Origin of the sequence: Arthrobacter sp. C2, from assembly GCA_024207135.1 — a bacterium.
Classification (GTDB): Bacteria; Actinomycetota; Actinomycetes; order Actinomycetales; family Micrococcaceae; genus Paeniglutamicibacter.
In genome coordinates this window covers 1223394-1247833 of the sequence record CP042428.1, presented here as the reverse complement: position 1 = coordinate 1247833, position 24440 = coordinate 1223394, and the positions used below count along the sequence as shown (strand labels likewise).

At 66.7% G+C, this 24440-nt stretch carries 20 protein-coding genes and 2 tRNA genes; 8 read left to right on the top strand and 14 right to left on the bottom strand.

The genetic code is table 11. The features are described 5' to 3' along the window. The first annotated feature begins 210 nt into the window (after positions 1-210). Positions 211-1131, top strand: coding sequence for an ATP-binding cassette domain-containing protein (locus FPY90_RS05800; protein WP_498684400.1), 921 nt, complete (start codon positions 211-213; stop codon positions 1129-1131). Then, the gene (locus FPY90_RS05795) at positions 1128-1970 is read left to right on the top strand and encodes an ABC transporter permease (protein ID WP_498684398.1); all 843 of its coding nucleotides are present in this window, start codon (positions 1128-1130) and stop codon (positions 1968-1970) included. Before FPY90_RS05800 ends, FPY90_RS05795 begins: the two co-directional genes overlap by 4 nt. A gap of 48 nt (positions 1971-2018) precedes the next feature. Here the strand turns inward: FPY90_RS05795 and FPY90_RS05790 are convergent, their stop codons facing one another. The 3 genes from FPY90_RS05790 to FPY90_RS05780 all read right to left on the bottom strand — a co-directional run bounded on the left by FPY90_RS05790 (position 2019) and on the right by FPY90_RS05780 (position 7837). After that, positions 2019-2471, bottom strand: a complete 453-nt coding sequence (locus FPY90_RS05790) for a pyridoxamine 5'-phosphate oxidase family protein (RefSeq protein ID WP_498684396.1) — start codon at positions 2469-2471, stop codon at positions 2019-2021. Between the two features lie 399 nt (positions 2472-2870). After that, the gene (locus tag FPY90_RS05785) at positions 2871-6233 is read right to left on the bottom strand and encodes an efflux RND transporter permease subunit (RefSeq protein WP_498684394.1); all 3363 of its coding nucleotides are present in this window, start codon (positions 6231-6233) and stop codon (positions 2871-2873) included. Positions 6234-7366: 1133 nt separating this feature from the next. Further along, positions 7367-7837 carry a hypothetical protein gene (locus tag FPY90_RS05780; RefSeq protein ID WP_498684392.1) on the bottom strand — a complete coding sequence of 157 codons (471 nt, stop codon included), beginning with the start codon at positions 7835-7837 and terminating at the stop codon, positions 7367-7369. Positions 7838-8152: 315 nt separating this feature from the next. On the opposite strand from FPY90_RS05780, the gene FPY90_RS05775 reads away from it, so the two are divergent. From FPY90_RS05775 to FPY90_RS05765, 3 genes are all read left to right on the top strand, one after another. Beyond that, positions 8153-9154, top strand: coding sequence for a helix-turn-helix domain-containing protein (locus FPY90_RS05775; RefSeq protein ID WP_498684390.1), 1002 nt, complete (start codon positions 8153-8155; stop codon positions 9152-9154). A 206-nt stretch (positions 9155-9360) separates the two neighbouring features. Next, positions 9361-9627, top strand: a complete 267-nt coding sequence (locus FPY90_RS05770) for a DUF7218 family protein (RefSeq protein WP_071216592.1) — start codon at positions 9361-9363, stop codon at positions 9625-9627. A 27-nt stretch (positions 9628-9654) separates the two neighbouring features. After that, positions 9655-9879: a hypothetical protein gene (locus tag FPY90_RS05765; RefSeq protein ID WP_498684387.1), complete on the top strand. Its 225-nt coding sequence runs from the start codon at positions 9655-9657 to the stop codon at positions 9877-9879. Positions 9880-10083: 204 nt separating this feature from the next. On the opposite strand, the gene FPY90_RS05760 is transcribed toward FPY90_RS05765, so the two are convergent. Then, positions 10084-11166 (bottom strand): carboxylate-amine ligase, encoded by a 1083-nt coding sequence (locus FPY90_RS05760; protein WP_498684386.1) that lies wholly within the window; start codon positions 11164-11166, stop codon positions 10084-10086. Positions 11167-11650: 484 nt separating this feature from the next. Between FPY90_RS05760 and FPY90_RS05755 the strand changes: the two genes are divergently transcribed. After that, the gene (locus FPY90_RS05755; RefSeq protein ID WP_498684385.1) at positions 11651-12682 is read left to right on the top strand and encodes a helix-turn-helix domain-containing protein; all 1032 of its coding nucleotides are present in this window, start codon (positions 11651-11653) and stop codon (positions 12680-12682) included. Between the two features lie 167 nt (positions 12683-12849). Here FPY90_RS05755 and FPY90_RS05750 read toward each other — a convergent pair whose 3' ends face one another. The 8 genes from FPY90_RS05750 to bcp all read right to left on the bottom strand — a co-directional run bounded on the left by FPY90_RS05750 (position 12850) and on the right by bcp (position 19742). Further along, on the bottom strand, positions 12850-13035 hold the full coding sequence (locus FPY90_RS05750) for a CsbD family protein (protein ID WP_071216585.1): 186 nt from the start codon (positions 13033-13035) through the stop codon (positions 12850-12852). A 165-nt stretch (positions 13036-13200) separates the two neighbouring features. Continuing rightward, entirely contained in the window at positions 13201-13791 is a 591-nt protein-coding gene (locus FPY90_RS05745) for a hypothetical protein (RefSeq protein WP_498684384.1), read from the bottom strand. 78 nt (positions 13792-13869) lie between these two features. Then, a complete protein-coding gene (locus FPY90_RS05740; RefSeq protein ID WP_498684383.1) occupies positions 13870-14502 on the bottom strand; it encodes a PRC-barrel domain-containing protein in 633 nt (210 codons plus the stop codon). A gap of 451 nt (positions 14503-14953) precedes the next feature. Then, a complete protein-coding gene (locus FPY90_RS05735; protein WP_498684382.1) occupies positions 14954-15289 on the bottom strand; it encodes a hypothetical protein in 336 nt (111 codons plus the stop codon). Positions 15290-15517: 228 nt separating this feature from the next. Then, positions 15518-16999, bottom strand: a complete 1482-nt coding sequence (locus FPY90_RS05730) for a malate:quinone oxidoreductase (RefSeq protein ID WP_498684379.1) — start codon at positions 16997-16999, stop codon at positions 15518-15520. 93 nt (positions 17000-17092) lie between these two features. Next, the gene (locus tag FPY90_RS05725; protein ID WP_498684378.1) at positions 17093-18934 is read right to left on the bottom strand and encodes an ABC transporter substrate-binding protein; all 1842 of its coding nucleotides are present in this window, start codon (positions 18932-18934) and stop codon (positions 17093-17095) included. Positions 18935-19072: 138 nt separating this feature from the next. Then, a tRNA-Leu gene (locus tag FPY90_RS05720) sits at positions 19073-19154 on the bottom strand. 90 nt (positions 19155-19244) lie between these two features. Next, positions 19245-19742 carry a thioredoxin-dependent thiol peroxidase gene (bcp, locus tag FPY90_RS05715; RefSeq protein ID WP_498684376.1) on the bottom strand — a complete coding sequence of 166 codons (498 nt, stop codon included), beginning with the start codon at positions 19740-19742 and terminating at the stop codon, positions 19245-19247. Positions 19743-20135: 393 nt separating this feature from the next. On the opposite strand from bcp, the gene FPY90_RS05710 reads away from it, so the two are divergent. Both FPY90_RS05710 and FPY90_RS05705 read left to right on the top strand, forming a co-directional pair. Beyond that, entirely contained in the window at positions 20136-21434 is a 1299-nt protein-coding gene (locus FPY90_RS05710) for an ApeA N-terminal domain 1-containing protein (RefSeq protein WP_498684374.1), read from the top strand. A 155-nt stretch (positions 21435-21589) separates the two neighbouring features. Continuing rightward, complete coding sequence (locus FPY90_RS05705) at positions 21590-22372, top strand: HpcH/HpaI aldolase family protein (RefSeq protein WP_498684373.1); 783 nt, start codon at positions 21590-21592, stop codon at positions 22370-22372. 344 nt (positions 22373-22716) lie between these two features. On the opposite strand, the gene FPY90_RS05700 is transcribed toward FPY90_RS05705, so the two are convergent. Beyond that, the gene (locus FPY90_RS05700) at positions 22717-24186 is read right to left on the bottom strand and encodes an AAA family ATPase (RefSeq protein WP_498684372.1); all 1470 of its coding nucleotides are present in this window, start codon (positions 24184-24186) and stop codon (positions 22717-22719) included. A 95-nt stretch (positions 24187-24281) separates the two neighbouring features. After that, positions 24282-24354: transfer RNA gene (locus FPY90_RS05695), tRNA-Lys, on the bottom strand. Positions 24355-24440: the final 86 nt, after the last annotated feature.

The window sequence follows — 24440 nt, the reverse complement described above, 5'->3', positions numbered from 1 at the left end:
CGAGGTCGCACGCGTGCGCGTGTGTTCGCGTGGGCGCGGCGCATGCCAAGGGGGCGGTTCGTGCGGGGTCTGGTCGAGGAAAAACCAGGGGCGTCTCGGGGCGGACCCTGAGGGATTTTGCTGGGAATGGCGCGGGGCCGGGCCTAGCGTGGAAGGCAGGGAAAAGCACGCGGAGAAACGGGCGGGAAACTGCCCAGGAAGGAGGGAATCGTGATCACGCTGGAGAACCTGGGCATGGACTTCGGATCGGTCAGGGCCGTGGATTCGCTGAGCGTTACGGTGGCGCCGGGGAAGGTCACCGGGTTCCTGGGTCCCAACGGAGCGGGGAAAACCACCACCATGCGGATGCTGCTGGGCCTCGATGCCCCGAGTTCCGGCCGGGCGCTGGTCAACGGGGTGCGCTATGCGCAGCTGGCCGCTCCGCTGCGCACCGTCGGTGCGCTGCTCGAGCCGCGCACCGGGCACCGCGGGCAACGTGCGGATTCGCACCTGCGGGGACTGGCGCGCAGCAACCGGATCCCGGTGGCCCGCGTGGATGCGGTGCTGCAGGAAGTGGGGCTGGGGGAGGCCGGGCGCCGGCGCATCGGCACCTATTCGCTGGGCATGCGCCAGCGCCTGGGCATTGCCGCGGCGTTGCTGGGCGAGCCGGAGGTGCTGGTGTTCGACGAACCGGTCAACGGTCTGGACGCCGACGGGGTCGCGTGGATCCGCGACCTGATGCGGGCCAAGGCGGCAGCCGGGGCGACGGTGTTCGTCTCCAGCCACCTGATGAGCGAGATGCAGTCCACCGCCGACCACCTGGTGGTGATCGGGCGCGGGAAGCTGCTGGCCGACCAGTCGATGGACGCGGTGCTGGCCGCCAGCGCGCAGACGGCCGTCGTCGTCTCATCCCCGCAGGCCGGGGTGCTGGCGGCGGGGTTGGAGCGGGCCGGGTACCTGGTGGCGGTGGCGGGGCCGGACTCGCTGCGGGTCACCGGTGCCACGACGCAGGAGGTCGGCGGCGTCGCCCATTCATTGGGCGTGCGGATCAACGAACTGGGCCTGCGGCGGGCGTCGCTGGAACAGGCCTACACGGAGCTGACGGCCCAGTCCCTGGACTACGTGCCGACACGGATCGGGGAGGAACCATGAGCGGGACGAAGGCAACACAGGTGGACAGCATGAAGCAGGCCGCGAGGGCCGGGGCAGGCGGTGCGCGCACGGTGGAGGCGGGGCCAAGGCCCGGTTTCCGGGCGGCTATGGCGTTCGAGTTCACAAAGCTGTGGGCGGTGCGTTCCACCCGCACCACGCTGGCTGTGGCCCTGGCCGCGCAGCTGGCGATGGCGTGGCTGATCGGTTTCTCCGCGTGGGCCAGCGGGGTCAACGGCTACGAGTCGGCGATGCCCGCGCCGTTCATGGCGCTGGCCTGTTTGCAGCTGGCGCAGCTGATCATCGCCACGCTCGCCGCCCTGGCGATCACCTCGGAGTATTCGAACGGGACGATCATTTCCTCGCTGCAGGCCGTGCCGGTGCGCTCCCGGCTGCTCGGTGCCAAGGCCGCGGTGCTGGGCATCGTCGGCCTGGGAAGCGGCGTGGTGCTGGTGGGGTCCGGGACGCTGGTGGCGGCGCTGGCGGCAGGGACCTATGGCGCCTTCACGGTGTCCGACCTGCTGCTCGCGCTGGCCGGCGGCGGGGCGTACCTGGGGATGCTCGCGCTGGTGATGCTGGGCATCGGGGCGCTGCTGCGCAGCACCGCCGGGGCGATCACCGGCGCGTTCGTGCTGCTCTTCGGGCTGCCGCAGCTCCTGCCGTTGTTCGCCGTCGACTGGGTGCAACGCGTCGTGGTCTACCTGCCGACGACGGCCGGGCAGGTGCTGGGCACCGGGGCGGTGGAACCCTACGGCTCGGCGACGGCGATCGCCGTGCTGGTGGCCTGGGCCGGTGTGCTGCTGGGTGCCGGGATGTGGGTTTTCACGCGCCGGGACGCCTGAGCCAAGGGGACGGGCATCGACCCGGGCATCGACTCCGGTCGCGGCGGCTTAGCCGTGGCGCATGTGCTTCCACCAGGTCAGCGGGTCGGCGACCTTGAAGCGCCGGCCCGTCATCGAGGTCGGGACGATGCGCACGAACTGGTCCTTGGGGCCGGACTCCCACGGGAAGAGCATCAGGTTGAAGGAGTCCAGGGTCTCCTCGATGCCGCCGAAGAGCTCGGCCTTGCCCTGGATCATGACCGACCAAGCGACGCCTGTCTCCTGGTTGACGCCGTCGGCCTGGAATGCGACCTGGGGCTGGGCACGCAGCGTCTCGAGCTTGGTGCCCTCCCCGGTGCGGAACACCACGGTCCCGTGGTCGACGGTGAAATTGACCGGGAAGATCTGCGGCATGTCATCGTGGCTGACGGCCAGATGGCCGAGTGAAACCGCCCGCAGCAGTTCCAGGCACTGGTTCGATTCGAGTGCTTCGACGTCCGTGTGGGTCTGGTTCTCTTCCATGGATTGAGCGTACGTCGGCGCGCGCCATGTGGCCAGAGCTGGACTGCGCCTCTCGGGGGCCCTGCCCGGCCGGGCGCCCGGAATGGATGGACCCGGTTGCGTCGGGGCCGATACCGAGACGGTTTTTCGTGGGTTGCCGGCGCGAACATCGTGCGCCCCTGCCTGCAGGGTTTCCGATGTTGGCCGGTAGGGCCACAGCGTCTTCCCGAGCGGTCCCGACATCTCCGAGGATACGCTTCGCGCGCGGGTGCGCGCACGCGCACGCGAGAAACTCCGGGGTGGAGTGGTGTTGGGGAATCCGGCCGCCGCGCGTGGATGGGGAAAAGTTGCCAGGAAAATACGCGGGGAGGCCGGAACCAATGGTTCCGGCCTCCCCGCGTTTGGCCCGTGGTGCCCGCGCTAGGAGTCCTTGGGCTTGTGCTTGAGCTCGCCCTCGATTTCCTTGCGTTCCCGGCGGGTCAGCGGAATCGATCCGGTGGCCGGGTTGATCAGCACCCCGGGTGCCGGTGCCGGTGCCGGTGCCGTGGGATCGGTGGGTGCCGGCGCCGGGATGGCTCCCGCGCCCGGCCCCGAGATCGGGGTCGAGGTCACCTTGGGGGCAGCCTGCGCCGCGGGCACCTCCATGCGGGCACCCACCAGCGCCGTGACCTCCTCGGTGACCGGGTGGGCACCGTGCCTATCGGCCCGGCGCGCGGCGGCACGCTCCTTGGCGCCCTCCACCAGGTGGTAGAGCACCGGAACCAGGATCAGCGTCAGCGCGGTGGAGGAGACCAGCCCGCCGATGACCACCACGGCCAGCGGCTTGGAGATGAACCCGCCGCCGCCGGTCAGGCCCAGGGCCATCGGCACCAGGGCGAAGATCGTGGCCAACGCCGTCATCAGGATCGGGCGCAGGCGCTGCCTGGCTCCGTGGTAGATCGCGTCCTGCAGGGTCATGGCCGGATGGCCGTCGCGCGGCAGGCGGTACTGGTTGATCAAATCGATCAGCACGATCGCGTTGGTGACCACGATGCCCACCAGCATCAGCATGCCGATCAGCGAGGGCAGGCCCAGCGGGACATTGGTGAGCAGCAGCAGCCCGATGGCGCCGGTGGCGGCGAACGGGATGGAAACCAGCAGGATCAGTGGCTGGATGAGCGACTTGAAGGTCGCGACCATCACCACGTAGACGATGGCGATTGCGGCCAGCAGCGCCAGGTAGAGCTGGGCGAAGGACTCGGCCTGCTCGGTGGCGGCCCCGCCCAGCTCGGCGGTGGCGCCCTCGGGCAGGGCGAGTGCGTCGAGCCGCTTGGCGACCTCCGCGGAGACCGAGCCGAGGTCGTTCTCGCCCGGGGTGATCGAGACCGTGGCGATCCGCTCCCCGTTCGAGGAGGTGATGGTGGCCGGGGACTCGGAGCGCTCGACCTTCGCCACGTCGCCCAGTCGCACCGTTCCGGTGGCGGTGGGCAGCTTGAGGTCGCGCAGCTGGTTCAGGTTGGTCAGGTCGGTTCCCTCACCGATGCTCACCGGGTAGTCGGTGTAGCCCACGCGCACGGTGCCGGCGGGTACGGGGGAGAGCGTGCCGGCGGTGAGCGCGCCGATCTGCGCCTCGGAGAGCCCGGCGGCCGCGGCCTTGGTCCGGTTGATGGACACGGAGACCTGCGGGCGGGCGGTGGACAGGTTGTCGCTGAGATCGGTGGCACCCTCGATGCCGGCCATGGCCTCGCGGGTGGCCTCGGTGGCCTCGGTGAGGATCTCGGGGGTGGGAGCGCCGACCTGCACGGTGACGGCGGAGGATCCGCCCATGCCGCCCTCGGAGGCGGAAATGGAGATCTCGGAGTCCTTGGCCAGGGGCTTGACCGCGGCGCGGGCCGCGTCCTGGATCGCTTCCTGGTCGGCATCGGCATCGGTCATCACGGTGAAGGAGGCCGAGTCGGTGCCGCCGGCCAGGAATGCGGCGAACCCGCCCGAGGGGGTGCCGGCGGTCAGCTGCACGTCGACCACGGAATCGAGGTTGCGCAGGGCCTTCTCGACGGGGGCGGCGGCCTTCATGGTGGTATCCAGCGAGGATCCGGCCGGAAGCTTCTGCGTGACCGAGAAGGTGTTTTGCCCGGTGCCGCCCAGCAGGTTGGTGGGCACCAGCGGGACCATGATGACGGTCAGACCCAGCAACGTCACGGAGGCGACAAGCGTGATCACCGGGTGCCTCTGGGTGCCCTTGAGGACGGGGGAGTAGCCGCGCTGCAGCCAGGAAGCCGCTTCCTTCTTCTCCGCCTTCGCGCGCGCGGCGGCGAGGTCCGCGGCGCCGGGCCGGGTGTGGCCCAGGAACCAGTAGGCCAGCACCGGGACGATGGTCAGGGAGACCAGCAGCGAGGCGAGCAGCGCGATGGTCACGGTCAGCGCGAAAGGCCGGAACAGCTCCCCGGCCATGCCGCCAACCAAGGCCACGGGCAGGAACACCGCCACGGTGGTCAGCGTCGCGGCCGTCACGGCGGTGGCGACCTCGCGCACCGCGGTGAGGATGGCCTTGGACTTTTCCTCGCCGTAGGCCAGGTGCCGCTTGATGTTTTCGATGACCACGATGGAGTCGTCGACCACGCGGCCGATGGAGATGGTCAGCGCGCCCAGGGTCAGCATGTTCAGCGAGTAGCCGCCCATGCGCAGCCCGATGAAGGTGACCAACAGGGACAGCGGGATGGAGATCGCGGTGACCAGGGTGGAGCGCACCGAAAGCAGGAAGATGAGGATCACCACGACGGCGAAGCCCAGGCCCAGCAGGCCCTCGACGGTGAGGTCGTGGATGGACTGCTCGATGAACGGGGCCTGGTCGAAGACCGTGGTGAACTTCGCGTCCGCGCCCAGCTGCTCGGCCAGGGCCGGCAGCGCGGCGGCCACGGCGTGGGAGATGCCCACGGTGTCCCCGGCGGGCTTCTTGGTCACCGACACGGCCAGGGTCTCGACCCCGTTGGTGCGGGTGATGGAGGTCGCGGTGTCATCGACCATCTTCACCTCGGCCAGCTGGGAGAGGTCGTACACCCCGGAGGCCCCGCGCACCGGCAGGGACTTGACGGCGTTCAGCGAGTCGACCAGCGAGCCGGAGGTGACCGGCAGGTCCAGGCCTTCGGTGTCCAGCCGGCCCACGGGCATCAGCCCGGAGCCTTCCTCGATGACGGTCTTCAGGTCGTTGACGCCCAGGCGCTCGGAGGCCAGCGTGGCGGCGTCCGGCAGCACGGCGATGTGCTGGGAGGTGCCGCCCGAGACGTCCGCGGTGCGCACGCCGTCGATCTTGGAGAGCTTGGGCAGCACCAGGCGCTCGACGTCGGAGCGCAGCGAGTTCAGGTCCTTGCCGCCGGAGACGGCCAGGTAGACGATGGGGAAGTCGGAGATGGAGCCGGCGAACGCGGAGGGTTCCACGTCCTCGGGCAGCGTGGCCTTGGCGTTGGAGATGGCCTTGTCGACCTGGGCGCGGGCGCGGTCCAGGTCGGTGCCGTAGGCGAAGGACAGCGAGATCGTGGTGAAGCCGGTCTGCGAGGTCGAGGAGGAGGACTCCAGGCCCTCGACGGCCTGCAGCGCGCCCTCCAGCGGCTGGGCCACCTGCTTGTCGATGACCTCCGGGGATGCGCCGGACTGGGATGCCACCACGGAGATCCGCGGGAACTCGAGCGCGGGAATGAGTTCCTGCTTGAGTTGCCCCATGGTGATCACGCCGAAGACCGCCACAAACACGGTGATCAGTGCGATGAGGGCACGGTTGCCCAGGGAAAGTGCGGCCAGCCGATGCATCTGCCATCCTAGAAAGATTGTCTTGTTCGCTATTGCTCCGCAACCCACTCTAGTTGGCGCCGGAGGCCGCCGGGTCCATCCAAAGGCGTACCTTGCCCCGGGAGGGCACCGGGTGTCAAAAGGGTGTACTTGGCGTGCGCGTCCGTGCAACGATGGGCCAACGGCCCGCAGCTGCCGCCGCCGTCCGGGACCGGCCCGCCGCCGGGAACCCGCGGCACGAACGAGCGTCAACTCCCACCAGCAGAGGAGAAAGCATGTTCCAGAATTCCCCCGATGGATCCAGCCCCCGGATGGTGCCGGTCAGCGACTCCACCATGCCGCCCGAACACGCCCCGTCCCCGGAACCGCCGCCGGGCCCGCCGCCCGGGCCGGATCCGGACTATCCGCCCGCACCGCCGTCGACCCCGGAGCCTGAACCGGATCCCGGGCCGTACCCGGTTCCCCCTGGCCCCGGGCCCGATCCGTATCCGCCGGGCCCGGTTCCGGACCCCGCCCCGTTCCCGAACCCGGTGCCGGGCCCGGATCCGATGCCCCATCCGGATCCGACCACCAGGCCTCCGGGCTGAGCAAACTGCGCGTGGGTCCGCTCCCCTTGCGGAGCGGACCCACGCGCAGGTCTTGGTGTGTACCTTCGCGGGTGCCGGGAATCCCCCGATTCGAGTATTCTTTCCCGGCACCCGTGAAGGGGGCATGGCTGGTTCATGTTCCCGGCGGTGGCCCACCGTGGTTGGCGCGGACGGCCAGGGAACATGCTCTTGGCTAGGTGGCGGCCTGCCGGGTTGCCGCGGCCGGAGTCCCGGCTCCCGGGCCCGAGCCCAGGCGCCGGTCTCCGCGGGGCGCAGGCCCGGCCCGGCCGCGGGGCCGCCGGCGCTCTAGGTGCTGGACCGGTCGCGGATCGTTGACGGGAACCCCCATTGCCGTCAACGATCCGCCGCGCACACCGGGAACGGCCTTGTCGACCGATGCGAATCCTGCCTGGGCCATGGGCCGTCCCTCCTGCTTGGTGTGCTACCCGAGAGGTTACCGAAGCGGCAGGTCAGGCGGGAGTGGATGGCGGGTTTCGGGGAGGGATTTCTTGGGACGCTGCCCGGGGTGTTGGGAAAATCCAGACAGGCGCCGCTTCGCGCTTCGGGTTACGGCGCCTCTCCGGTGCGCAGGTCGATGGTGGCGACATGGATGCCGCCGACGTAGACGTTCAGGTCCCCGCCGGCCGCCGGGGCCTCTGTGCCAAGGCTCGCGCCGGAGATCTCGAGGCGAAATCCCGGGGCACGGGGCGCCGGGAAATCGAGCATCCGGTACATGCCGTCGCTGGATTCGGCTTCCGGGGCCGGGGACATGGTCAACGTGCCCAGCCGATCCAGGTAGCCCTGGTCGATGCACAGCGTGAGCGGTTCGTTGATTCCTGCGGTCGAGCGGATTTCGATGGCCAGCGTGGCCGGGCCGCCGGGAAGGTCGGAGCCGTGGGTGTGCACGGTGACCGAGTAGCCGCTGCCCCGGCTGGCCTCCATGCCGCCCAGCCCGTCGATCCCGGGGAGCTCCGGATCCAGCGGGGTCGAGTCGGGCAGTTCGGGCTCCTGCGCCGGAGCTCCGGGGAACGTGTCCATTGTGCTTCCTCTCGTTCCCGCCCGCGGGGGCTTCGATGCGGTTGGTGGGTGGATTCCCTCCCTGCCACCGTCTCGCTCCGCGCCCCGGGCGTCAAGTGCCCGCGACGCCGAAAACTTGGTCCGGATTCCGTTCCGGAGTGGATGGGCCGGCGGGGTGCAGGGGGACGTAGGGGTGGTGGCCTTCCTTTACACGCCGCTGGTGGGTGGTGGATGCTGTCCCTAGTGCCGCAACGGCAGTTCCGCCGGCCACGGACCGAGGCCGCGGGCCGCAGGACGAATGCATGAGGGGTGTGAAGACTTGTGGATGGGATCCGCTTGCGCGTCCAGGACGCCATGCAGTCGCACAACGACGGCCTGACGCAGGCGAAGGTCGCCCGGCAAATCGGCATGAGCCGCGATGCGCTCAGCCGTTCCCTGAGCGGGCAACGCAACTTCAGCGCCACCGAGCTGGCGAAACTTTCCAAGGTGCTCAAGGTGTCGCTGAGCTGGCTGATCACCGGGGATCCGCGCCCCGAGGGCGCCACTGGCCGGGACGGACAGGGCGCGGGCTGGAAGCACGATTCCGTGGCGGAGACCGTGGCTTTCCCCGCCGGGGCGTATCGGGAGGTGGGGCTGGGCACCGGGACGGTGCCGCATCTTGAGCCCGGCCTGGACCCCGAGGAGGGTGCGGCGCGGGTTGCGAGGGTGCTGGATGAGGCCCTGGGGCAGGCGTTCGTGCATGACCTGCCCGCGGCCATTGAACAGGCCTACGGGATCGGGGTGTTCGTGGCCGCCGAGGGACCGGCGTTCGACGCCCGGGCCATGCGGACGGACGAGGTCACCTACATCATGGTGCGAGGCACCGGGGCCTGGTACCAGGCGAACCTGGCGCTGGCCCGCGAGCTGGGCGCGCTGCTGGGCGGGCGGCACGAAGGCATCGGCATCCGCACGCAGGCCGAGGACGGCTGGGCCCTCGACTTCGCGTTGGCGCTGCTGCTGCCCGCCGCCCGGTTGAGGTCGATCGACTGGAACAGGCAGACCCCGCGCGAGCTGGCCGGGTTCCTGTGGGAGTCCGGGGCCTCGGCCAAGGCGTTGGCGCACCGGCTCGACGCATTGGGCATCGCCCGCGGCCCGGCGATGGTGCATGCCGACGAGGGAACCTTGCAGCTGCTGGTCTGGCAGGATCCCGAGTGCCTGAGCCACCACCGGGCAAGGGCGTATCGCGCCCCGCGGATTCCGGCGGACCTGTTCGGCGCGCACCTTTCGGGCATGCGCCGCGGCGTGGTCGACGGGTCATCGCTGGCCTGGATGCTCGACACGCCGCTGGCGGAACTCTGAGCTCCCGGCCCGTTGCCAAAAGGTTGGAAACCGGCGGCGCGGGCAGTAGCGTGGCACACACGGACACGGGCGTCCGGTGCGCATTCAGGCAATGCGGAACCGGTGTCGCGCCCGGGCCCGCAGCAAGGTGCCGGCCCGCCTGCGGCCTCGTGCGCGAGGCCGCAGGGCCCCGGACCGGCACAAACCATCGGGAGGGGAGGAACACCATGCCCAGGGACAAGACTCCGCAGATCAAGGACGACGAACTCTACGAGAAGCTGCGCGATGAAGGGAACTCGAAGCAGAAGTCCGCACGGATCGCCAACGCCGCCGCCAAGGACGGCCGTTCGGCGGTGGGAGAGCGGGGCGGGGAATCCGGAAAATACGAGGATTGGACCGTTCCGGAATTGAAGAACCGGGCCAAGGAAATCGGCCTGCACGGGTATTCGAAGCAGACGAAGGACGAACTGATCGAGTCCCTGCGCAATTCGTGAGGGCGGGGCACGGAAGGAGGAACCCACATGGTCGATTCGAAGCCCGGGCGGCAACCCCCTGAACAGCCCGGGGGATACAAGAGACTCGACAGTTTCGATCCGTTGCGGGACGCGGAGACCCTGCTGGCCGACGAGGAAACCCAGGATGCCTCCACCCCTGTTCCGGGGGATGCCGCCGGCGACCAAGCCGCCGGGCAGGACCCTGCGGCGGCACCAGGCACGGAGGAAGACCAGAACCAGGGCGAGCGCTGAACCGCGGGCCGCGGCCGGCGGCCACGCCTGTGCCATCGGAGCCGGGGGGCCCACAGCAACCAGTCGCGGCCCCGAACCCCCGCAGGTGCGCAGCTACCCCCGCAGGTGCGCAGCGCAGGTGGCGGCGGGGAAGCCACCGGCAAGGCGTTGCCATTCAACGAGTTGTTGTTCCACTACGTCGTTGAGCAAGGTCATTCAACAAGTTCATTCCACCATGAGTGCGGCCGCACGGCCGACCACGCCTTCCAGGCCGCCGAAGGCGAGGCTGTTTCGCTGGAGCCGCGCACCATTGCCATCGGCCAGCAGGCGGCCGAACGCCGTTTCCACCTCCTCCTTGTCCCCGTTTTCCTCCAGGGCATCGCCGATGCGCCGCAGCAGGGCCCCCACCATTTGCTCGGGGGACACCGACCGCCCGGACTCGGGGTCCAGCTGGCTTCCGTCCAGGCCGTGTTTGGCTCCCTGCCAGTAGGCGAGATCGAGCATTTCGCTGCGCAACCCGGATTCGGGCAGAGGCTGGTGGACGCATGTTTCCACCAGTGCCCTGAGGGCCAGGGCCAGGGCCACCGAATCCGCGGCCCTCAGTTGAGCATCGGCGACGCGGATCTCGATGGTTGGATAGTTTTGGGAGAGGCGCGCCGCCCAGCCGATGTGGCCGGCATCCAGGACCACGTCGGATCCCAGGACCTGGGAAAGGAACCTGTAGTAGTCCTCGGGATCGGCGAAGTGGGGCTGGATCCCCTGGACCGACCACATCCGGTAGTGGATGCTGCGCCAGGAGGCAAAACCGGTGTCCATGCCCCGCCAATATGGAGAGTTCGCACCGATCGCCACCAGCATGGGCAGCCACCTGCGCACGCCGTTCAACGCCAGGACCCCGGCCTCCGAATCCGCGATCGACACATGCACGTGCATGCCCGAGACATATTGCTGGCTGCTGATTCCAGGCAGGTAGCGGTGTATCTGCCGGTACCTGTCCACCGGGGCGATGGTTGCCGGGCCTTCGGGTATCAGGGGAGCGGCGCCCACCGAAACCGCCACCAGGTTGCTGGCGGACGCGGTGGTCGCCAGGTTCCGGCGGAACCCGCGCAATGAGGCCAGTGCCTCGTCGGATGCGGAACACACCGGTGTCGCCATTTCCACTTGGCAGTCCAACAGCTCATGTTGCGGTGTGCTGGCCCCGGCCCGGATCGACATCAACCGCTCCCGGGTGCCTTCGTCGGGAACGGCAGGAAGTCTCGAGGCGGGATCCAGCAGGAAGAATTCCTCTTCGATGCCAAAGGTGCTCATGGGCTATGCCTTTCCTTGAAACGAGGCGTGAAGCCGCTGTCCGCCGTCGGCCCCCGCGTGGCAAAGGGACCTGGGGCACGACGGGGCCCGGCGGGCCCGCGCCGGCCCGTCGGCGCCGTGGATGCAGCCTATGCGCCGCATCGATCAATGACACCGGGGGGCGGAGACGGGCCGGTGCTCCTGGCGCCAAAGGTGGTTCATGCTGTTCTCCTTCGTCGGGACCGCCGGCACCCATATGGCCAATGCCGGGCCGGATCTCTCCGGCATGGTGCTACTGTGCCGCGTCCCGGTGGCACCGTCAAGGATTCCGACACCCACCTGCCCGATCCCGGGACCGACGTTGCCGGCGCAAAGCGGCAGGAGGGGAAAATGCCTTTACATGGAGGCCCTGGTGCGGCAATGCTGTGCATGGGACGTGAGCGGTGCGTGCACCAAGGTGGCCGCTCTGCCGGGAAACCATCCAGGATTGGGGAAGGCAGGGGCAATGGAACAAATCCGTCTGCGGGTCATGGATGCCATCAGGTCGAACGACGGGGGTCTGAACCAGGCGGCGATTGCCCGGCAGGCTTCCATGACGCAGGATGGCTTGAGCCGGTCGTTGAGTGGACAGCGGAATTTCAGCGCGGGGGAGCTGGCCGCGTTGGCCAAGATCCTGCGGGTTTCGTTGCAGTGGCTGGTGACGGGCGACCCGCGAGGCACCGGGCACGAGCCGGCGGATTGGGACCGCGGAAGTCCGCCCATCGGCACCGAACGCCCGGACCGGGTGGCCGAGACGGTGGCGTTTCCGGCAGGGGCCTACCGTGAGGTCGGGCTGTCCACCCCGTCGGTGCCCGCCGTCGAACCGGGAACGCCGCCGGAGGTCGCAGCTGCCGAGGCGGTTCGCGGGCTTGCCGCGAATTCGCCGGGCCCCTTCATCTACGATCTTCCCGCTGCGATCGAGCACACCTACGGCATCGGGGTGTTCGTGGTGGGCGAGGGCCCGGCCTTCGACGCCCGGGCCATGGCCACCAGCAAGGTGACGTATGTGGTGGTGCGCGGCACGGGTGCGTGGTACCAGGCCAACCTGGTGCTGGCGCGCGAGCTGGGGGAACTGGTCGGGGGCAGGCAGTCGGACATCGGACGCCGCCGGCCCTCCTCGGATAACTGGTCCACCGACTTCGCCTTTTCCCTCCTGCTGCCGGAAGCGGCGCTGCGCTCGATCGACTGGAACAGGCAGACCCCCCGGGAGCTGGCCGACTTCCTGTGGGAAGCGGGGGTCTCGGCCAAGGCGCTGACCCAGCGGCTGGAGTCCCTGGACATCCAACCGGGGCCGGCACTGGTGCATGCGGACGAAGGAACCCTGCAATTGCTGGTGTGGCAGAACCCCCGGTGCCTCAGCCATCCCCGGGCACGGGCCTACCGGGCGCCGCGCATCCCCTACGACCTTTTCAACGCCCACCTGAAGGGCATGCGCGAGGGCCACGTGGACGGCACCTCCTTGGCCTGGATGCTGGACACGCCGCTGTCGGAACTCTAGGTACGCCGGCCAGATGGGCCGTGTGGTGCACCGACGCCGTTGACCGGGGCCGCGTGCCTCGGGTGGCTGCAGTGCTCGGGTGGCTGCAGTGGAAGGGAACCGCAGGTGTCCGGACGGCAAGGGGAGCCGGCCCGTCACCGGGCCGACTCCCTGCCGTTCGCCGTGGCCTACTCGCGATTGATGTCCTTGGCTGCGTCCTTGGCCCGTTCTGCGGCCTGCTTCGCCTTGGCCACCGCCTGGTCCTTCAAGCCCTCGGCCTGCATTTCTTCGTTGTCGGTCGCGTCACCGGTCTTTTCCTTAATCTTGCCGGCGGCTTCCTTGGCCTTGTTGCTGATCTTGTCTCCGAGTCCCATGGGGATTCCTCCTTGCTGTGGTTCAACGGTGCATTGCCGGGCCGCTTAATGCGTGCACCGGTATGGTCCCGCACATCCCGGGTTCAGTGGTGGGGCCTTTCGTACCCCTCCCTTCCTGGGGTGGCGGAATTCGTGGCGGCCGGAGCCGATTTCGGCTCGGCCGGACTAGAGACTTCTGTCGATGCGGCGGTGGTAGCGCATGCCCGCGTGTCCGCCCAGGACGGCGGCAACCAGCGGGATCACCAAGGCGATGGCGAGCACGATCCACCCCAGCAACCCCATGTTCCATTGCTGCGGAACCAATGGGCTGCCGTTGAGCTGGCGCCAGGCGTCGAAGTTGATGTCGGGAGCCATCGTCAGGGCGGCCACCACGATTGCGGCGACTATGGCCCAGACCCATACAGCCACGCCCTGGCGGCCACCATGGAAGCGGGCCATGCGTCCCGCCACGTAGCCGCCGCAGAAGTAGGCGATGAACAGCACCAAGACCAAGGCCGCTGCGGAAATCCACGCCGCCGCGTCCGGGTTGCGTGCCATGTTTTCGGCCGCGGAGCCCAAGTCGTTCTTCGTGGCAAGTCCGACGCCGGCACCGAACGCGGTGAGGAGCGCTGTCAGCAGCACGCTCATCCCCATCGCAACGACCCAGCCAAAGAAGGTGCTTCCGACCTTGACGCCACCGAATTCCTGGCTCTCGCGGGAGAGCCGTTCATTGCTGCGGTAGTCGGCGGTGCTTGATCCGGATCCTGTGGTTTCCATCGAACGACCTCTTTCTCAAGTGAAAACGGACAATGGCTGGTGGTTGCGCTCTCGCCGGTTGTTGCGGCGGGTGCGCGCTCAGGGGTCCATGCGGTGCAGGGGGCCCGGGCCCCTCGCCTCGGGTCCCTCTTCGGTTGTCGTGCGCGGTCCCTCTGCCAGCTGCTCTTCCTCGACCCTGGCCTTCGTGTTCCGGGCATTGTCCCTGGTCCCTTGGAAATCTGCGTCGCCAGGTGAACCGGGCCCTGCCCCGCGGCCGGGGTCCTCCACGTTTTCCTCCCGGCGGGTCGCATCCGCGGAATCGTACCGGCGGATGCGGGAGGTCGTTGGCTCCCGGTGCCCCCGGACCAGGTCCGGCTCTGCTTGCCCGGCGTCCACGGCGCGACCCTGGCCAAGGCCTGCCTGGGAATAGTATTCAAAGAGCCGGTCTTCGTCTTCGGGGCTCAGATGGCCGGTTGGGCCGATGTCCGGAGCGTCCTTGACGAAATGCTTGGTGTATTTGACGTAGAGGTTGCCATTGGTGATTTCCGCATCGGTGAGCGGAACGAAGTTCTCCTTCGAGCCGAAAAGCCCGGTGTTGACGGTGGCAAAGTGCGGAAGATCGGTTCCGTCGTCAAGATAGATCTGACCGAGCGTGCCAATCTTTTCGCCGTCGGAACCAAACACGTTCGTCTTGGATTCCAGCAAGGGCTTGAAGTTTTCGTGTTGCAACATGGTGTTTTCCCTTCCTTGCAGGCTCCGGAGGAACTTGGCGCCTGACCCGGCACCGGGCTGGCCCCTCCAGCGGTGTGCCCCTGGGCTGCGCAGCTGCCGGTACCTCCTGGCCGGTCCGCTGGTGTGCGGCGGCCGGCGGAGGCATCCGAGCCATCCGTGGCCTCCTTCCGGTCCCGGCACCGTGCCCCGGCACCGCTGCAGCAGCGTCGGTTCGACCGGTAGTTCCTGACAATAGCCAAACACCGTTGCCGATCCGGTTCAAGGAAGTGTCAAGCCGTTGGGGGCAAGCCGGCGTATCGGGCGGACGAGTATCGCGAAAATACCAAGACTCGGTGCCGCAGCCCTTCGGAAACGCATGATTGCACGGGCCGGCCCGGCGCCAGCCCGGGACGACGGGGACCAAGGCGCGGTGCATGGGCGGCTTGCGGGTGATGCCGGGTGTTGGCGGGCGCTACGAACCGTTGCCGGGATCCATGGCCGCATAGTATTCATCGAGCATGGATTTGGCCTCGTCGCCAAGCTCCGCGGCGGGATCGATGTTCGGGGCGTGCTTGATGACGTCCTTGGGGTAGCGGACCTGGAGATGTCCGTCGGTGAACACCGCGCCGTTGAGGGAAACCAAGGCTTCCTCGGAGCCAAACAACCCCAGGTGGACGCTGACGAAGTCCGCATCCCCGGTGCGCACATCCATGAAGATGTTCCCCAGCGTGCCGACCTTCTCCCGCCCCGGCCCGTAGACGGTGCTCTTGGCCTTCTTCAAAGCGTTCAGGTAGCCGTGTCCCAGCATGACGTGGTCCTTACCGGATGGTCCTTCCGGGTGCTGTTCACCGACGGACCGGATTGGCTGCCTGCCGTCGTGTCGGTCCCCGTGTGGCGGCGCAACGTCGGCGGGCAGAAGCACCGGGCATCCACAACAAGCAAAGCACCCGGGCACGTGCCGTTCAAGGGAATTGCACGACGGACAAGGACGGCCCGGACTCCCTTGCGGGAATCCGGGCCGGAGCGTGCACGGGCCTTATGCCAGCTTGAGCAGCCTGTCGGTTTCGGCGCGCACCTCTGCGTAGAGCGAGGGGTTCTCGTTGAGCTTCACGCCGTAGGACGGGATGATCTCCTTGAGCTTGGACTCCCAGCCGGAGAACTGCTTGGGGAAGCAGCGGCCCAACAGGCCGATCATGATCGGGGTCGCGGTCGAGGCACCCGGCGAGGCGCCGAGCAGGCCCGAGATGGTGCCGTCGGCGGAGGTGATGACCTCGGTGCCGAACTGCAGCACGCCGCCCTTTTTGGCGTCCTTCTTGATGACCTGCACGCGCTGTCCGGCGGTGATCAGTTCCCACTTCTCGCCCGTGGCCTCGGGCAGGTACTCGCGCAGCGCGTCGTCCTTCTTGGACCGGGACTTGAGCACTTCCTTGATCAAGTACATGGTCAGGTCCAGATTGTCCTTGCCCACGGCGAGCATCGGCAGGATGTTGTGCGCGCGGATGGAAAGCGGCAGGTCCAGCAGCGAGGAGGTCTTGAGGAAATTGGTGGAGAATCCGGCGTAGGGGCCGAACATCAGCGAGCGCTTGCCGTCGACGAAGCGGGTGTCCAGGTGCGGCACGCTCATCGGCGGGGCGCCGACCGAGGCCTGGCCGTAGACCTTGGCGTGGTGCTGGTCGATGATCGCGTCGTCGGTGCAGCGCAGGAACTGGCCGGAGACCGGGAAGCCGCCGAAGCCCTTGATTTCCTCGATGCCGGCCTTCTGCAGCAGGCCCAGGGCGCCGCCGCCGGCGCCGACGAAGACGAACTTGGCCTTGACGGTGCGGGCGGCCTTGGTGGCGTTGTTGCGGACCGTGACGGTCCAGCCGGCGCCGTCGCGCTTGATGCCCTTGACGCGGTGGCCGTAGTTGACCTCGGCGCCCTTGGCGGCGAGGTCGTCGGTCATCTGGCGGGTGAGCGAACCGAAGTCCACGTCGGTGCCGGAGGTGACGCGGGAAGCTGCCACGCGCTGGGACTCGTCGCGGCCGTTGGCCACCAGCGGGGTCCAGGACTTGATGGTGTCCAGGTCCTCGGTGTGCTCGATCTCGTTGAACAGCGTGTTCGGCTTCAGGGCCTCATAGCGTGTCTTGAGGTACTTGGCGTTGTCCTCGCCGATGACGAAGCTCATGTGCGGCAGCGGATTGATGAAGCTGGACGGATCGCCGACCTGCTTGTTCTTCACCAAGTGGGAGAAGAACTGGCGCGTGACCTGGAACTGCTCGTTGATGCCGATGGCCTTGGCCGGGTCGACGGTGCCGTCGGGGCCCGCGGCGGTGTAGTTCAGCTCGCACAGGGCCGAGTGGCCGGTGCCGGCGTTGTTCCAGGGTGAGGAGGACTCGAGGCCGGCCTGGTCCAGGTTCTCGAAAAGTCCAATGCTCCACCCCGGCTCCAGCTGCTTGATCAGGGTACCGAGCGTTGCGCTCATGACACCGGCGCCGATGAGGACGACGTCGAATGATTGGCTGGTGGATTCAGAAGGCACGAGGGGTTCTCCATTGAAAGTTCTTCTAGACTCTACGCAAGGCTAGCTTGATGCGGGGGTCTGGATGAAATTGGTGGCTTGACACCAGTGGTATTAAGTGTTGAGTTTCACATCCGAGAAGACTTCATCCAGCACCGGGGAAGAAGGATAGTTCTTCACGGTGTCGTTGAAGGCCAGCCCGGAGATCGGGAAGGCCAGCGGCAGGGCCGGCAGGTCCCGGGCCAGGGTGTTGGACAAATCCTCGTAGGCGGCCACGCGTTCCTCGCCGGCGGGCATGGAGCGGGCCAGCAGCACCTGGGCGGTGAGGATGGGGGAGTCGTAGTCGAATTGCCGGTTGTTCGAGGCGAACAGCGCGCCCATGAAGTCGTCCGGGTCCCGGTAGCCGCCGTTGAAGCCCAGCAGGTGCAGCCCCGGGATGTTCCCCGAGCGGACCTTGGACACGTAGCCGTCCGTCCAGTCGATGGGCACCGGCCGGATCTTGATGCCGACCAGGGCCAGCTGCCGGGAGAGCTCGGCATAGATGAGCTCGGGCAGCGGCAGGTAGGCCCGGGAGATGTTCAGCGGGTACAGGAACGGGATGGGGGTCCCGTCGTAGCCGCAGGATTCGAGCAGCTCCTTGGCGCGCTTGGCGTCGGGCCCGTAGTACGTGTCGGAGGTCTTGATGCCCAGCGAGGCCGGCAAAAAGCCGCGGGCCTCCTTGGTGCCGGAGATGAAGAACTGCTCGATGATCCTGTTCCGGTCGATGCCGTGGGCGATCGCGCGGCGGAACTCGTCCTTGGCCAGCCACTCGTTGGACCGGTTCATGCCCAGGTAGGTGACCGAATACGGGTCGCGCTGCACGATCAGCTTGCCCTCGCGCACCAGCTCGCGCAGGCCCGTGACGGTGACCATGTCGAAGCCGTCGATTTCCTTCCGGCCCAGCGCGCCCAGGCGCCCGGCCGGCGTGCTGATCTCCTGGAAGACCACGATCGTGGGGGCGGTGGTGTTGGCCGCGACGGCGTCGGCGTCCCAGTAGTCGGGGAAGGAGCGCAGCGTGATGGCCCCGTCCTTCCAGGCCATGAACTTGTAGGGCCCGGTGCCCACCGGTTGCGCGGAGAGCGCCGAGTCCGTCCGCCCGGACTCCGGCGCGGTGGCCAGTGCCCGGGGCGAGGCGATGGCCAGGCCCGGCAGCGTGAGTGCCTCGATGAGCCCGGTGATGGGCTTGCGCAGCGTGAGCACCACGGTGTGGGTGTCGGCGGCCTTGATGGATCCGAAGTAGCTGGCTGTCCCGCCTGTGTTGGCGCCCACGAAGGGGTCGTCCTTGAGTTGCTTGCGCAGCGACTCGAGCAGTTCGAGCTGGGCGGCGTGGTGGGCAGCCTGCTGCGGGTCGACAATTTCCTCGCCGTTGGCATCGAGCGTCGGCTCGGGCTTGGGGATGGTCTTGGGCAGCACCGGCAGCTGGTCGTTGTGCCGGAAGACCTGGGTGAAGCCCTGGTCGGAGTTGGCGCGCACGTCGGCGGGCAGGGCCACCCAGTGTTCGAAGTTGGTGACCACGGCCGCCGCGTTGAAGTCGGTGCCGTCGTGGAACTTGACCCCGTGGCGCAGGACGAATGTGTATTGGAGCCTATCGGGGCTGACGATCCAGTCGGTGGCCAGCAGCGGGATCGGGGCGCCGGTCTCGCGGTCTACCCCGATGAGCCCCTCGTAGATCTGGCGGGTGACGCGGAAGGTCTCGTTGTCCCCGGAGATTGACGGGTCCAGGGTCACCGGGTCGGCGGCGGAGCCGAAGTGGAAGGTACGGATGGCCGGTTCGGAACTGGCGGTGGGGCTGGGGGGTGCTGGGGTTTCCTTCGGGACGCAACCGGCCAGGGCCAGGGCGCCAAGCCCCAGGCCCCCGGCCAGGAAGGCGCGGCGGCTGGCGCTCGGTGGTTGAAGGCTGTGCGGCTGGCTTGGCACCAAAGACTCCTCGTCAGTGTTTTGGGCTCCACGGTCGTGGCTGGCCGCTGCAGGTTGTTAACGAGCAGGGCCCCCGAAATCATCCGGGGGCCCTGCGCGATGCCGCTGGTCCCCGAGGGGAGGTCTGCGGCTCAGGAGTGCGAGCGGGGGGACTTGAACCCCCACGTCCGAAGACACTGGAACCTAAATCCAGCGCGTCTACCAATTCCGCCACGCTCGCAAGGCAGCGAACCGCTTTCGAAGTTCGGCAGGAATCAGTCTAGCGGAGATTTTCGGCCCGATTTATCGCTTTTGGGCTGAGGGCGAAACTTTATTTGGGGTCGATTCCCAAATCACGACGCAATTTCGCCACGTGCCCGGTGGCGCGCACGTTGTACTGAGCCACCTCAACGATTCCGTTCTCGTCAACCACGATCGTGGAGCGGATCAGGCCCTCGTAGGTGCGGCCGTAGTTCTTCTTCTCGCCCCAGGCGCCGTAGGCCGCGGCCACGGCGTGGTCCTCGTCGGCCAGCAGCGGGAAGGTCAGCTCTTCCTTCTCGGTGAACTTGGCCAGCTTGGCCGGGGCATCGGGGGAGATACCCACGACCTGGTAGCCGGCGGAGGCCAGGGATTCGAGGGAATCACGGAAGTCGCAGGCCTGCTTGGTGCAGCCCGGGGTGGAGGCGGCCGGGTAGAAGTACACGATGGTCTTCTTCCCGCGCAGCGAGGACAGGGTCAGTTCCTGGCCGCGGGCATCGATCAGGGTGAAGTCCGGGGCGGCGTCGCCGGCGGACAGGCGGACGGCTTCGGCGGTGGTGTTATCACTCATCGGTGTGGGTGCTCCCTAGGCATGGGGGCCGGAGTCCTCGGGGCATTGGCATGCCCGACGGAAACCGACGGGGTGGATGGAGGTCTGCCTACGAGCCTATCGAACGTACACACCGATTGCGTTGTCTTGTTGCAAGTGAATGTTTTTACGAACGGGAAACATGAAATGTTCGGATGTTGTGTGTTTCAATTTCAGGCGTTGAGAATTTCACCGGTCTTTCCATCAGGCCTCGATGCAACAGGGGCCAAAAGGAGGGGAGCCACTACTCATTCCTGTTGGTTCGAAGGGATGCATTGACAAAACGATGTTCTCATTCTGGTGGCACTGTAACGTGTCAGGTCAGCTGAGAGTGGAAGTCAAAGCGGGGGACATTGCAACTTCTATAATCACAGCATGGCCAATGAACTCAGTATCGGTACCCGTCGGATGGGCAGCCTGATCGACTTTGATAAGAACACTCATCCAGTCAATGTTGTCTTAGAACGCGATGAGCGCGGCATCAGCATCGTCGTTCCCTGGCCGAGCCTCGATGACCCATATGCAAAGTGGTTTGTACGGGATTCTCATTCAAAAGTTTACGAGCGGAAAGTCCCCAAGAGGCTACTATTTTCTGATTCATATGGCGAGGTCATGCTCGTTGACTGTTGGCCGCGGGGCTACCACCACAACTTAGATTCTGGATCTGGCCGGGTTTGGGCAAAATACGCCATTATCGGGGTTGACGACGATATTGATTTCTTGGTTGTGCATGGGATTCGGTCAGAAGTGTCAGGCCTGCGGCAATGGCTCGGCGTTAGCAGTCTCAGTGAAGATTTCGACAGGAAAGCCGGAGTATTCACCCTCAAAGCAAAAGCCGCGGAGCCGGTGCGGATTGGTGCTGAACTTACTTTGAACCCGAGTTGGAAGACTGAACGGGCTCAGGACGACGAAAGCATTACCGTTCGAGATATCGTCTACTGCGAAAGCCGTATGGAAAAGCCGACAACGTGGCACGACTCTTTGGGTATGCATCTTGGGCTTCGTGATCTCTTGATGCTGTCAAGATGGGTGGAAGAGACATGTGAAGTCGTTAGCGTTTTGCGTTTGGATGACCCAATTCGGACTTTGGATGGCAAAACGCATGGAGAGCAGTGGCGGACAGTAATTCCCGCCGAAGCCAACGATAGTGAGGCCACGAAGCCGTCGGGGTATCGACCGCACTTGATCCAGTTCGATGAGATTGGGCAAAATGGACTCGAGAAATGGCTCCAACTGCGCGAAGAATTTGGACGCGCACTGGATCCTATTATTTCCGATCGATTTCTCAAGGGAGTTGGAGCGGTTACACATATGGCTGAAGTTGGGCCCGGGCTTGAAGCTCTTGGATTCCTGCTCCTCCTACGAGACGGACTCAGTGAGGCAGCCGCAGGTAAGGCGAGTTTGCGCCGCAGGTTTGAACGCATTCATGAAGATGTGAGTGAAGCGATCCCCTTCGATGGCCTCGACTGGATCAATGGAACGGTTAGTGCGTACAACGGTATAAAGCATGCGAATCGAGAACTACCAACGGAACTCGAATTGCTAAATCGTTGGAGGGAAAGCCTTCTGACCGTTCGAGTTTGGGTTGCAACGGAGTTGGGCGTGAACGCGTCGGATATTTTGGAACGTCTCAGATACGATCCACAGACATCTGCCTTCGTCCAGCTAAACTAGGGCGGCCCAGTGTTAGGCAGTCGAGGCGGACTGGACCTAGTAACAATCGGGAGCAAACTCAAAAATGTTCCCTAGCTTGGGATTTCTTGCGTGATTGGCGGACGACGCCGACAAAGCCTTTCAGTCGTCAAACAAATGCCCAAGGAGTCCTCTCTATGCGCACGAACATCATCAAGCAGTCCCTTCTCGCCCGAGCCCCCAGCACCGGCGCGTGGCTCACCCTGGGTTCCCCGGCCGTGGCCGAGGTCATGGCTCACTGCGGTTTTGATTGGCTGGTCATCGACCTCGAGCATGCCCCCAGCAACCCGGCAAGCGCCACCGAGCAGCTGCGAGCCCTGGGTGCCGCACGCGACGCCGGTGCCAGGGCTGAGGCGCTGATCCGCATTGCCGAGCTCGGCGCGATGCTAGTCAAGCGCGCCATGGACATTGGCTGCCAGAGCATCGTGGTTCCCAACGTCAACACCGCCGAGCACGCCGAACTCGCGGTGCGCTCCATGCGCTTCCCGGACGGTGGAAACGGAGGCATCCGCGCGGTTGCCGGGCTGGTGCGCGGCGGGACCTTCGGGCTTGACCCCGAATACGTCAACGGCTCCAACGCCCAGGCGTGCACCATCGTGCAGATTGAGTCGGCCGAGGCGCTGGGGAACGTCGAGGCGATTGCAGCCGTCGACGGGGTTGATTGCCTGTTCATCGGCACCGCGGACCTCTCGGCCCGCATGGGCCTGCTCGGGCAGCCGACCCACCCGGCGGTGCGCGAGGCGATCGCCAGGATCATTGCCGCGGCACGCGCTGAAAGCAAGGCCGTGGGTGCCTTCGCCGTCAGCGTCGAAGATGCGCGTTGGTATCGCGAGCAGGGTGCCGAGTTCATTGCCCTGCATTCGGATGTCGCGTGGCTGGCCCGTGGTTCCATGGGGGCCCTGGCGGAGTTGGACGCCTGAGGGGTCCGACAGCACGGCTTGGCATTTGGGAGTGTGAGCCCTACCGATAGTGATTGAAAACATTCAATCACTAACGGTAGGGCTCTTTCCATGTCGAAGTAAAACCGCCAGGCAGCGTCACCGGGCTTCGCCCTGCCCGAGGCACTCGTCGCCAAGCGCGTGGCGTTTGCGGCATCGGGTGCCGCCGGGACGCCTGAAGACCAGCTGTCCCGCATCCATCGCACCGGCTCGACCAACCGGGTGGGCTCGCGCTCCGCGCGCACGCGTGCCGCCATTCGCAACGACGGCTGGTGACGGACTCGGTCAGCGGATGATGGTGCCGCCGCGGAAGGGGCTTCAGGGAATCAGGACCAGCCCATGGATGCGGGTCCGTGGCCTCCCGGAGCGATCCCGGGCCCGGCTCCAAAGTATCCGTGGCTCGATTCGGGATCCGGCTCCGATCCGTTCTCCCCGGTCCCTCCCAGCAGGCTGCGGGTCAACGACGCGGCATCCGACATGAGCTCGGTGGCGGCCGCCGAGAGATGCGCATCTGAAGGCTCCTCGCCGGCAATTGCAGCAAGCAGGATGGCGCGGCGGGTCAGTTCCTTGGCAAATGAGGCGGTGGTCCCCTCGATCTGCTCGGCGACGTCCTTGATGGTGCGTGCCGAGGGGTTGAGCCTGGATCCGTAGAGTTCCAGCAGCGCGCGCCGGGCCGCGCTATCGGGCCTCGGCACCGACACGGCAAGGTCGACGCGTCCGGGACGCTGCACCAGGGCCTCCTCGAGCAGCTCAACCCGGTTGGTGGTGAGCAGGAACGCCACATCCGCATCGGTATCCAGCCCGTCCATGGCATCGAGCACCTCGAAGAGCAGTGGCTGGGGCCCATGGCCGAAGCTCCTGTCCTCGGCAACGAGGTCGCAGTCCTCGAGCACCACGATGGCCGGCTGCAGGGCACGTGCCATTCGCGCGGCCTCGCTGACGAAGGCAAGGGTGTTGCCCGAGAGCAGGATGACGGTGTGCCGTGCCGCCGCCGAGGCCAGGTAGCGCACCGTGTGCGTCTTGCCGGTGCCCGGAGGACCGTAGAGCAGTACTCCGCGTTTCAGGTGAGCCCCGTGTGCCAGGAGCTTCTCGCGGTGCTCGCCGACGCCCAGGACCTGTGCCTCGATCCGCTCGAGGGTCCCCGGCGGCAGCACCACGTCCCCGGCCGCCACGTTGGCCCGGCGGTGGAAGGTGATCCCCGCGGCGGAAGAGGAATAGTCGTTGGCGGTGAAGGAAATGACGTGGCCGCGGAAGATGCTGTTTTCGCGAAGGGACGTCTTGAAGTGCTTGAGGAACTCATCCACCGCATCCGGGCTGGCGCCGAGGACTTCCACGGTGGCGAGTTCGCGGCCGTACTGGGGATTGGCTTGCCGCATCAGCACCGCCAGGGGGGTTCCGGCGCGGGTGAAAAGGAAGAGTCCGAAGGAGACGATTCGGCGTTCCTCGTCCGGGCCGACCGAAACTGTCTCGTAGTCCGGCTCGCCGAGCCACCCGGCATGCATGCCGTTGCTGGAGACCAGGTCCGAAAGGTCCATGTGGTGGCGCTGCTGGCCGGTCAGTCCGTGGATCCGTGCGCCGGGGTCGGCTTCAACCAGATCGTTCAGGATTCCCGAGGCGTCCGCCAGCCGATGTGCGGGAAAGGATTCGACCACCACGGGCAGTCGCCCCGGCTCCGTGCCGAGGTGCGCCGCGACAGCCGGCAGCAGCGGGGTGCCGCCGGTGACGTCGGAGGCCATGGAGGCCAGGGTCGTGAGCTTGGAAAAATCGCGAAGGAAGGATGCCAGCTGTTCGTCCATGAGCGGAGCCTATCAGCGGGCTCCCATGATTTGGGCGACGTCAGCGGGAAAACGAAAGACCCGACCTGTCGAAACAGATCGGGTCTTTCTCACCGTGCACCCCTCGGGACTTGAACCCGAAACCCATTGATTAAGAGTCAATTGCTCTGCCAATTGAGCTAGAGGTGCTTAGTCGCTTCGGTCAGCGCCCCGTGCGGAGCCCGTCCTTGCGACGCAGACAATCATAACCAGAAAGTGCCGTGGAAATAAAATCA

Coding starts and splice junctions, on each gene's coding strand:
- FPY90_RS05795 (WP_498684398.1), top strand. CDS start 1,128: ATGAGCGGGACGAAGGCAACACAGGTGGACAGCATGAAGCAGGCCGCG.
- FPY90_RS05790 (WP_498684396.1), bottom strand. CDS start 2,471: ATGGAAGAGAACCAGACCCACACGGACGTCGAAGCACTCGAATCGAAC.
- FPY90_RS05785 (WP_498684394.1), bottom strand. CDS start 6,233: ATGCATCGGCTGGCCGCACTTTCCCTGGGCAACCGTGCCCTCATCGCA.
- FPY90_RS05780 (WP_498684392.1), bottom strand. CDS start 7,837: ATGGACACGTTCCCCGGAGCTCCGGCGCAGGAGCCCGAACTGCCCGAC.
- FPY90_RS05770 (WP_071216592.1), top strand. CDS start 9,361: ATGCCCAGGGACAAGACTCCGCAGATCAAGGACGACGAACTCTACGAG.
- FPY90_RS05765 (WP_498684387.1), top strand. CDS start 9,655: ATGGTCGATTCGAAGCCCGGGCGGCAACCCCCTGAACAGCCCGGGGGA.
- FPY90_RS05760 (WP_498684386.1), bottom strand. CDS start 11,166: ATGAGCACCTTTGGCATCGAAGAGGAATTCTTCCTGCTGGATCCCGCC.
- FPY90_RS05755 (WP_498684385.1), top strand. CDS start 11,651: ATGGAACAAATCCGTCTGCGGGTCATGGATGCCATCAGGTCGAACGAC.
- FPY90_RS05750 (WP_071216585.1), bottom strand. CDS start 13,035: ATGGGACTCGGAGACAAGATCAGCAACAAGGCCAAGGAAGCCGCCGGC.
- FPY90_RS05745 (WP_498684384.1), bottom strand. CDS start 13,791: ATGGAAACCACAGGATCCGGATCAAGCACCGCCGACTACCGCAGCAAT.
- FPY90_RS05740 (WP_498684383.1), bottom strand. CDS start 14,502: ATGTTGCAACACGAAAACTTCAAGCCCTTGCTGGAATCCAAGACGAAC.
- FPY90_RS05735 (WP_498684382.1), bottom strand. CDS start 15,289: ATGCTGGGACACGGCTACCTGAACGCTTTGAAGAAGGCCAAGAGCACC.
- bcp (WP_498684376.1), bottom strand. CDS start 19,742: ATGAGTGATAACACCACCGCCGAAGCCGTCCGCCTGTCCGCCGGCGAC.
- FPY90_RS05710 (WP_498684374.1), top strand. CDS start 20,136: ATGGCCAATGAACTCAGTATCGGTACCCGTCGGATGGGCAGCCTGATC.
- FPY90_RS05705 (WP_498684373.1), top strand. CDS start 21,590: ATGCGCACGAACATCATCAAGCAGTCCCTTCTCGCCCGAGCCCCCAGC.
- FPY90_RS05700 (WP_498684372.1), bottom strand. CDS start 24,186: ATGGACGAACAGCTGGCATCCTTCCTTCGCGATTTTTCCAAGCTCACG.